An 8,874-nucleotide genomic window follows, 5' to 3' on the forward strand; every position below is an offset into this window, starting at 1 on the left:
TATTACAACACGCGGCGCCGTCATTCAGCTAACGGCTATTTGACACCGCTCGAATATGAGTTAGGCTATAAATCAATTCACGAACTCGCGGCTTAATCTCGAGTCCACAAAAGCGGGAACACTCCACTGGTAGCCGGCGGTATTCAGCCCGAGCAGGTGAAGTTCATCCATGACTTCCCCAAAGCCGAGCAAAAAGCGGCCCTCTTTGAGCAATGCCGTGCCGGCGACGTGGCGGTGCTTCTTGGGTCCACAGCCATGATGGGCACCGGCACCAACGTCCAGCTGCGCGCCAAGGCCATCCACCATGTGACCTGCCCCTGGCGTCCGGCGGATCTGACCCAACGGGATGGACGCATCATCCGCCAGGGCAACGCCAACCCAGAGGTGCACAACTTCCAATACGCGACCGTCGGAAGCTACGACAGCGCAGCGTGGGACGGGATCCAGCGCAAGGCAACCATGATCAACCAGGTACTGCGCGGCCGCTTGGACGTGCGTGAACTGGAAGATGTCGGAGACCTTGCCCTGAACGCGGCACAGATCAAAGCAGCCACCAGCGGCAACCCCTTGGTGATGGAAAAGATCGAAGCCGACGCTGCACGGACCAAGCTTGAACGGCTCAAACGCGCCTTTGAAAAAAACCAAAGCTCCCTCACCTGGTCCAAGGCCTCGGCGCAATCAACCATAGACACCGCAGAGAACAAACTCCCCGCCGTGCTCGCCGCGATCCCGAACATCGTTCCGACTCAGGGGGATGCGTTCACCATGACGGTCGGTGAGAAGACCGTGGACAAACGGGTAGACGCTGTTGCCGGCATCTGCGACTGGATCAAGACCAATACACCCGACTACGGCAACTACTCCCACCGACACCATGACTACGGCACGATGGCCGTCCTGGGCGGGCACGAACTGGTCGTGTCCAACGCAGGCGGACAATCGCGCCTGGGTCAGTACCAAGACCTCCTCCTCCAGGTGAAGGGACTACCCGATACCGGGACAGTCTTTAGCCGACAAGAGATCCTGGAGGGAGGTACAGGCATTCTCACCCGGCTGGAAAACCGGGTCGCCGCTATCCCTGAAATAGCAGACCGCCTACAAGCCTCCATTGCCGAAAAGCAGCTGCTCGTTATTGAAGCCGACGCTCAACTTCTCCGCCCGTTCAAGTACGAGGAAAAGCTGGTGGACGCACGGCTAGCCTGTAAAGAGCTGGACGAGAAGCTGAAAGCCTCCATCGAACCGGTCAAACCGGCTGAACCACAAGCCCCGGGGATAGTTGACGGGGAGGATCCAGCGTTGGCCCGGCATCGCAAGCTCCATGCTGCGAGCTTCCCGGCAGGACCAGGATTAACGCATCTTCCAGGCACTGCACCAACAACTCAAGGCAGACCCGGGGCAGACCATCACCGGATGAGGAACACTGACCTCGAGCGGTAAGCAACCGCTGCACGGCCGCAGCTGCGTGAGGCGCTGGCCTACCTGAAACAAGGGGGATACCTTCGTGGTCTATAGGGTGGACCGGTTAGCCAGGTTCACCGCTGATGAGGTGTCTATGCTCAATGACCGCAACGCCCAAAATGCATTGCGTTCAGATCCCTTACAGAGGTTATCGGCACCACCATGCCAGGGAACACCTGGTGTCACGGTGATGGGGGCAGTAGCCACGTTATAGCGGGATGTCCTGGTGAAGAGCACCAATGACGGACTGGCAGCACACCGCGCTCAGGACTGTAGGGGCATCGGCTACGCCACCGGTGTGATCGCGGTGGATGCGCACTTTTTGTAACGTCTTCATCAATATTTGCCACGCCACAGCGGGCGGCTCCGGCACGCCAGGGTCCCCAGGTTCATACTGTCACCATGGGGAATAGCCACCAAACACGTCAGAGACCAATCCGGTCCTCTACCTGGTACCGGCAATATTACCCATCGGTGATCGTCCTGCTGCTCGTTCTGGCGTTCTGGACCGTCGCAGCCTTCGGCGGTCTGGGCCTGTTACGCTCCGGACGGGCACCCCTTGAAACGCTGACCTGGCTATACACGGTGCTGGCGCTGATCGTGGGGTCATCGATCGCCCTCTGCCTGGCCGTTGTCGATATATTCCGTCGCATCCGGCGCGAACTATGGGAATACCGGCAATTGGGCAGCCACCGGGCAGCCGCAGACCGCTAAGAGCGCACGCTCTCTTTCCGGCCGAAACGGTTACAGAAGACTGAACAGCAGCATCAGAAATACGGAAGACCGGCACTTCAAAAAGATGCCGGCCGTCGCCGCATCCGTGTACCAAAACTCCCATGTCGTCCATGGCTGAAAGAAGCTAGACACGAATCGGTACTGACGCCGGGAGCAGCGTGTCTTGGACCGTGGGAGAGTCTGCCGTTGGTGGCCATGCCGGTGTCCAGGCTGTGCATGATCGCCGGCCTCCGGTGGTGAGTTTGCGGTGCAAGGTGTCCTGGCGATGGTGTGCAGCCGATCAGGCGGGTCCCGTCGTCCGGGTGTGTGCGGGAAAAGCCCGGAGGATTTAGCTTTTGCCGTGCCCATGCGGGCGAGGGGTAACGCTACTGATGGCTGTGGTTCTTGTCCTCCGCGGCCGCTGCCGGGCTCTCGACAGCGGCACGGCCTGACGCCTTCCGCCGGCGACCAGCGGCCCCTGATTCGAGGCCGAGTTTCTTCAGCTCGTCGGGGCTCCACCCGTCTTTGGTGGCGCGGACGTAGGCGCGTTTGTCGTCGCGTTCGGCTTCGGCCAGCTGCTCCTTCAGATCCGTGATCCGCTGCCGGGTTTTCACGAGCGCGGTAACGGATTCGATGCGCGAGTCCAGGAGTGCCCGGGCCTGGTTGCGTGTCTGTTCAATGTCGATGGTTGCCATTCATTCAGCCTAGCCCGCCCGCTCGACGATTGCGGGACCCCCGGCGCGTGTGCTGGTTGGGTAAGCCAACCAGCACAAAGACCTTACATGCCTCCAAAAAAAGACCCTGCGGAGCAAGTTATATACTTACACGGGTGTAAGTGGCTTGTCACGCTCGACACTGGCGGTCGGGTGCGGCACACTGGTCAGTGTGGTCCCCGGTTTCGGGGTCGCTGCGCTGGGCCTTTGAAGGGATGGATTGGGATGGCAGATGAAGAGCCGGATCTGCCTTCCAAACTCTCTCGCCGGCGGCGGGAGAACCGCCCTGCGGGGACCAAGAAGCGGCGTGAAGTCTGGGTCACGGCCGAGGAAGACGGGGCTCTCATCGCTAAGGCTGCGAGCCAGAAAGTGACCGTTCCGAATCTTCTGATTTCGGCGGCACTGTCGGAGTATTCCGATTCACCTACTGAGCGCCGTGCACTGGCAGCGGAACTGATGGCCGTGCACACCTTGCTGGCGCGTTCATCGAACAACATCAACCAGCTGGCCCGGCAGGCCAACGCCACGAGCGAGTTCCCGGTCGAGGCCCGTGAATCGCTGAAGTTCATCCGATCGGTGGCCATGCGCATTGATCGTGCCTTGGATGGGTTGGTGTAGGGATGATTCCCAACATCACCCGGGGTTCCCGTATTGGTGGGCTCATGGTTTACCTGGCATCCACCGATAGCGATAAGACGAAGAACGCGCACAGCGAACCGCACCTGGTGGCGGGGGATGCGGCGATCATGGCGTGGTATGACGATGGTGTGCTGGATCGGGATGATGCCCTGGCAATCGCGAAGCACCTGGATCGTCCCCGGAAGAATTTCGGTGTCGAGGTGAAGGTCAAGAACTTCGAATGGGACGCGGTCAAGAAGGAACGCGTGCATGTCGGGTACAAGGACGCCAGCGTGTGGCACTGCTCGCTGAGTCTGCGCGCCGAGGAGGGCGCGCTGACGGATCAGCAGTGGGGCGATATCGCCAACGACTTCGTGGACTCCATGGGGTTCACCGAGGCCAGCGGTAAAGCACAGTGCCGGTGGGCTGCGGTGAACCACGGCACCAGTGAGAACGGCAACCACCACATCCACTTGGCCGTCTCACTTGTCCGTGAGGATGGCACGAAGGCCTCCACTCATGGTGACTACAAGCGGGCCCAGGAAACCTGCCGTGAGCTGGAGGTCAAGTATGGTCTGGAAGAGCTCTCCACCGTGCACGCCTCCCGTGGCTATGACCGGGCCGAGAAGGCCACCGCTGCCCGGGAAAAGCGGGAAATGCACCGCTCATCACTGGCACGCAAGGTACGGGCCAGCGCCGGCGCCTCGGCGACCGAAGCGGAGTTCGTTCGCCGGGCCCGGAACACCGGCCTATTGGTGCGGCCGCGTTACGCGAAGAACACCACCGACGTCATTGTCGGGTACTCCGTAGCTGAACGACCCAAGCTCGGTGAGCGGCCTATTTGGTTCGGCGGCGGGACGCTCGCCTCGGATCTGAAGCTTGGTGCCTTGCGTGAAGAGTGGATGGACTCCCCGCACCTGGCAACGGAGGCTGCGAAGGAGTGGAATGCAGCGGCCCGCAACAGGCGCACGGTGTCCAGGACGGGACCGGAGAACGCAACGCCGCCGGCGGAAATGTGGGTGGAATACACGCGCAGTGCGACCGCATTGGCTGACCAGCTACGTACCATTCCGCGTGATGATCATGCGACGTGGGCGAAAGCTGCACGGGAAGTATCCGGGGCGTTCGCGGCATGGTCCTACCGGCTTGAACCGACGCCCGGGCCGTTGGCGGCCACCGCAGCTGAACTGTCCCGCACAGCCCAGCTCCGTGCACCACGGCAGCACGGCAAACCCGTTGCGCTTCCATCGATTGCCGGTACTGCGATGTTGTTCATGGCCGCGTCGAGCAAGAATAAGACGGCCGCGCAAACGGCACTCATGGTGCAGCTGATCAACACGGCCTTCGCCGTGTATGAGATGCATGCCCAGTCCGGGCGGACCCGTGAAGCCCAGCGCATCCGGTCCGTGGTCGAGGAGCAGCTGGCGCCATTCACCGGCACCATGCCTAAAGCGGTTCTGGTGGGTGCCGAGCAGCAGTCAACGTCAGATGTTTCAGGGCCGGCCAGGGCGGTGGATATCGCCCGGCGCGGATTGGTACCCATCCGTCCGGGATCAGCGGTGCCAACGACGCCAACACCGGCGAAGCCCTACCAGCCGGCCCGGCGCGATTCCGGGTCGGGCCTCGACCGATAAAGACCAGGCACTACCAACTGCAAAGGGGAACACCATGAGTGAATCAGATGGAATGGATGACGTTCTGGACGGCGGCCTGCGGCAGTCGCTGATGATCGCCTCACGCATTGCCGAGACCCTGGCCCGCCGGCGCCAGGAGAGCCAGCGGCAGCAAGAACACCAGGACACCCAGGCAGCACACGAAGCCCAGACACGCCTCACGGCTGACCGCAGTGCCGCGCACGCGGCCCTGGCACCCGTGGAGAAAGACCAGTGGTGGGATAAGGCGCAACCGAGCGACATCGCTACGGCGCACGCCGTCGCCGAGGGCTGGAAGGACCACGACCCCACCGCACTGGCAGCCTCGGAAAAGATCCGGCAGGAAGTCCTGACGCGGTACGGCATCGACACCCACGACGTCGGCGCCGACGCCGCCTACCTTGAGTCAGGGATCCAGACCATCACCACCGAAAAGGCCCGGCTGGATGAGCTGGCCCGCAGTCAGGAACAGACACGCAAAGCGGGCGCCGAACACGCGAAGGCCATGCAGCTGCTCGCCGCGGCCCGCGCAGAAGAACTCCGCGCACAAGCCGCTAAGCTCGCGCCGGAGATGGAACGCCACCAGGTACCAGTCGAGTACCTGGCAAACCCCGAGCTGGCCCAGGCCTTGCAGACCGCTCACACAGCAAAGACCCCCAAGGCTGTAGAAGCGGCGGACACCGCCGTGAAGGAACGTCTGTTCCTCATCGGTAAGGACGGGATCAACGGTCCCGACATTGACCAACTGCGCAAGGAGACCACCGCGAACGTCAACGCTGCCGGCGATGCTCACTTCGAGGACCCCGGGTTCGTGAAAGCTGCTAAAGACATGCACGAAGCGAAACTCCTGGCAGAGGGCGGTTTCACAGGCTCCGAACGGACGCCCATGGAGCAGCGGTACGAACGTGCCGAAAAGGAACTCTTTGCCCGGATGGAAGGCGTCGGACGCGAGATCGAGAACCGCGTCACCGGCAACGACAGCAGCCGGCTCAAAGACCAGGGACTCAAAGCAGAGAGCACGTCAGCCGCCGACTACGGCTCAGCCGAACACCACGAAAAATTCGCTGAGACCCTTGCAAACACCGGCGCCAATGAAACCCAGATACGCGGACGCCTCGCCGCAGCGCGCAGCGAAGGCACACACCCCAGCGCAGCAGTGACGACGGGCAAGGGCGCCGCAAAGGCCAGAAAGACGCGCACAGGGATTTCGGCCGGCGCAGAACGCACCAAGAGCGGTCCCAGCCGCTAAGCACTTGACTGTTGGGGAGCTGGCATGCCGGACGGGCTCTGGTGGATAGGATCAAATTCATGACTGACACCCCTGACCTCGCTCTTCCCTCCGGCTACACCGACCTTCTCGGTGAGCTCAAGAAGCGCGTTCGGGGCGCCCGCATCAAAGCACTCAGGACAGTGAACACTCAGCTCATTGAGCTGTACTGGTCCATTGGGCAGGCGGTCCGTGCCGAGCAGGAGAAACAGGGGTGGGGGAGCCAGGTCATCAAACGTCTGTCAGATGACCTGCGCAAGGAGTTCCCGGATATGAAGGGACTCTCGGCCCGCAACATCCAGTACATGACGACTTTTGCGAGGACTTGGGTTCAGGGACCAATTGCGCAGCAACCTGCCGCGCAATTGCCCTGGGGCCACATCATGGTCCTTCTCGACAAGAAACTCGATGTATCAGCCACTAACTCCTACGCAGCGGCCGCGGTCCAGTACGGATGGTCGCGGAACGTGCTCTTGAATATGATCATGAACAGGACACTTGAGCGCACCGGGGCCGCGCCCTCCAATTTTGCGCAGCAGCTTGCTGCGCAGGATTCTGAACTTGCCCAACAGGTCGCCAAAGACCCCTACAACTTCGAATTCCTCGGCTTGACCGGCGAGGTAGCCGAACGCGACCTCGAAAACGCCTTGACCAGCAGAATCACCGAAACCCTCCGCGAACTCGGCCCGGGCTTCTCCTTTGTCGGGCGCCAAGTCCATTTCGACGTCGACGGCGACGACTTCTACGTCGACCTGCTCTTTTTCCACATCGAGCAATCCCGCTACGTCGTCATCGAACTTAAGACCGGCAAATTTCAACCGGAGCACGCCGGCAAGCTCAACTTCTACGTCGCCCTCGTCGACGACGTCCTCCGCCGCGACCACCACAACGAAACCATCGGCATCCTCATCTGCGGCACCAAGAACGACCGCAGCGTCCGGTACAGCCTGGGCCGATCCACCTCGCCCATGGCTGTTGCCGCATACACCTACGACAAACTACCCGCCGCCGAACAACAGGCTCTTCCAACCGAGGGACACCTCGTCGCCGCCCTGGATTGGGCCGAACCCGATACGGCCGGGGACTCTCTCTAGAGCAAGGAAGGGATGGCTTCTCACGTATGCCGGAGAAGCGCGCAATAGGTACGGACGTATCTTCAGGCAGGATCCCTCACATTGGTGGGAGGTCATGGCTACTGCCGGTAAACCAATTCCTGAGAACATTCTGCGACTCATGCAGCCGAAACGCTGACTTCGAGTAGGCCCGGCTCCTTCACGGCGAAACCGCAGGTCAGGACCTAGTCCAAGATTTCTTATGGCGGGGTTGACTTGACCGGCATTCCAAAAGAATTAGTTGAAGCTTCAACTGTTTAGGCTTACGTAACGTCCATTATCGGCACTCGAAAATGGGCGGGGGAGTACCCACATAGCCGCATTTCGCGGGTGGTCAGCCCACCGAATTAGGGCTACATCAGACAGATGTAAAAGTCGATAATTTGGGCGCTATCCCGCAGCCTGGTTCAGCGATTCTTTGGCCTGCCGAATTGCTTCTCGCGCTTCCCGGATTCCTTCGCCTGGTCTTTCGAGGGGCCGGTTCCAGCGCTCCAATCCGAGCGCAGCCAGTCCTCAGCGTCGCCGAGAAGCCTGGACGCTTCGCGCCTCATGTCTTCAAGGGTCGGCAGTTCGTCCTTTCGAAAGATCCGTCGTCTTTGGGGTCCGGTGGCTCGTCAGTGCACGAAAGGCGGGACATGGGCGTCGTTGAAAGGCTCGAACCAGTCCTTGAGATCCATCGGCGCAAGACCAAGCCGCATGTTCAAATCGACGTCGCCTTCAGAGCCGTCCATGGCGTTTTGGTAGAGCATTTCGCTGTCGGAGTCTTCAAACATCTGATCTTCCAGCTGACTGCGCCCAGTCATCTGCCAGGTCAAGATCGTACAAGTCCTGAATGACTTCCACTTGGTCAAGCAGGCAGCGGAGGGCCAGTTCCTGGGCCACGCAGGACGGGTTGGTCCAGCCGTGCATGAGCGCACCCGTCATGTCCGCAGCGATGACCAAAAACTGTTGGGCGAACCGGACGGTGTATTTGTCAGCATGCTTAGGTGGCAGCCCGGAGAGCACGAAGCTGGCAGCTATGTCCTGCCGCGTGACCTCGTCGAGCTCCCGGAGCTGGGCAATGTCCTCGAAAAGTTGATCGATCAGCACTGCCGACGCTTCCCAGAGCGCGCCGGCCAAAAGCCTTGCCTGCAAGAGGCTTTTGTCGCCCCGCTCCGGGGTGATCGATTCCATCCAAGCGAGGTCCTCGGCGCCAAGATGGTTTCGCTCTTCGCCTCTGACCCGGATCCGCGAGTAAGAACTTTTTGACAGGGGTGTGTTAAACCGAACAAGTGCCCCTTGAGCTGGGAAAATAGTAGTTGCGAAGCCAAAATTTTCCAGACAGAGAAGGACACCTGTTC

General features: G+C 60.9%; 9 protein-coding genes. 6 read left to right on the forward strand and 3 right to left on the reverse strand.

From position 1 onward, the window contains the following. Positions 1–156 precede the first annotated feature (156 nt). Together QMG52_RS21125 and QMG52_RS21130 are read left to right on the forward strand one after the other, a co-directional pair. Positions 157–1,437 (forward strand): helicase C-terminal domain-containing protein, encoded by a 1,281-nt coding sequence (locus QMG52_RS21125; protein ID WP_283562373.1) that lies wholly within the window; start codon positions 157–159, stop codon positions 1,435–1,437. A gap of 495 nt (positions 1,438–1,932) precedes the next feature. After that, a complete protein-coding gene (locus QMG52_RS21130; RefSeq protein WP_283562374.1) occupies positions 1,933–2,172 on the forward strand; it encodes a hypothetical protein in 240 nt (79 codons plus the stop codon). 386 nt (positions 2,173–2,558) lie between these two features. Here QMG52_RS21130 and QMG52_RS21135 read toward each other — a convergent pair whose 3' ends face one another. Next, complete coding sequence (locus tag QMG52_RS21135) at positions 2,559–2,867, reverse strand: hypothetical protein (RefSeq protein WP_283562375.1); 309 nt, start codon at positions 2,865–2,867, stop codon at positions 2,559–2,561. Positions 2,868–3,110: 243 nt separating this feature from the next. On the opposite strand from QMG52_RS21135, the gene mobC reads away from it, so the two are divergent. From mobC to QMG52_RS21155, 4 genes are read left to right on the forward strand one after another with little or no spacing between them, the layout of a single operon-like run. Next, positions 3,111–3,503, forward strand: a complete 393-nt coding sequence (gene mobC / locus QMG52_RS21140; protein WP_283562376.1) for a plasmid mobilization relaxosome protein MobC — start codon at positions 3,111–3,113, stop codon at positions 3,501–3,503. Positions 3,504–3,505: 2 nt separating this feature from the next. After that, entirely contained in the window at positions 3,506–5,137 is a 1,632-nt protein-coding gene (locus QMG52_RS21145; protein WP_283562377.1) for a relaxase/mobilization nuclease domain-containing protein, read from the forward strand. Between the two features lie 34 nt (positions 5,138–5,171). Next, positions 5,172–6,404 (forward strand): hypothetical protein, encoded by a 1,233-nt coding sequence (locus QMG52_RS21150; protein ID WP_283562378.1) that lies wholly within the window; start codon positions 5,172–5,174, stop codon positions 6,402–6,404. A gap of 59 nt (positions 6,405–6,463) precedes the next feature. After that, a complete protein-coding gene (locus QMG52_RS21155; RefSeq protein ID WP_283562379.1) occupies positions 6,464–7,516 on the forward strand; it encodes a PDDEXK nuclease domain-containing protein in 1,053 nt (350 codons plus the stop codon). Between the two features lie 632 nt (positions 7,517–8,148). Here QMG52_RS21155 and QMG52_RS21160 read toward each other — a convergent pair. Further along, positions 8,149–8,307 carry a hypothetical protein gene (locus QMG52_RS21160; protein WP_283562380.1) on the reverse strand — a complete coding sequence of 53 codons (159 nt, stop codon included), beginning with the start codon at positions 8,305–8,307 and terminating at the stop codon, positions 8,149–8,151. After that, positions 8,300–8,707 carry a hypothetical protein gene (locus QMG52_RS21165; protein ID WP_283562381.1) on the reverse strand — a complete coding sequence of 136 codons (408 nt, stop codon included), beginning with the start codon at positions 8,705–8,707 and terminating at the stop codon, positions 8,300–8,302. The genes QMG52_RS21160 and QMG52_RS21165 overlap by 8 nt, the downstream gene beginning before the upstream one ends. Positions 8,708–8,874: the final 167 nt, after the last annotated feature.

It is taken from the genome of Paenarthrobacter sp. PH39-S1 (assembly GCF_030063245.1).
Classification (GTDB): Bacteria; Actinomycetota; Actinomycetes; order Actinomycetales; family Micrococcaceae; genus Arthrobacter_M.

What these genes read in the sequence shown, in the direction of transcription:
- QMG52_RS21135 (WP_283562375.1), bottom strand. Translation starts at nt 2,867, where the DNA reads ATGGCAACCATCGACATTGAACAGACACGCAACCAGGCCCGGGCACTC.
- mobC (WP_283562376.1), top strand. Translation starts at nt 3,111, where the DNA reads ATGGCAGATGAAGAGCCGGATCTGCCTTCCAAACTCTCTCGCCGGCGG.
- QMG52_RS21145 (WP_283562377.1), top strand. Translation starts at nt 3,506, where the DNA reads ATGATTCCCAACATCACCCGGGGTTCCCGTATTGGTGGGCTCATGGTT.
- QMG52_RS21150 (WP_283562378.1), top strand. Translation starts at nt 5,172, where the DNA reads ATGAGTGAATCAGATGGAATGGATGACGTTCTGGACGGCGGCCTGCGG.
- QMG52_RS21155 (WP_283562379.1), top strand. Translation starts at nt 6,464, where the DNA reads ATGACTGACACCCCTGACCTCGCTCTTCCCTCCGGCTACACCGACCTT.
- QMG52_RS21160 (WP_283562380.1), bottom strand. Translation starts at nt 8,307, where the DNA reads ATGTTTGAAGACTCCGACAGCGAAATGCTCTACCAAAACGCCATGGAC.
- QMG52_RS21165 (WP_283562381.1), bottom strand. Translation starts at nt 8,707, where the DNA reads ATGGAATCGATCACCCCGGAGCGGGGCGACAAAAGCCTCTTGCAGGCA.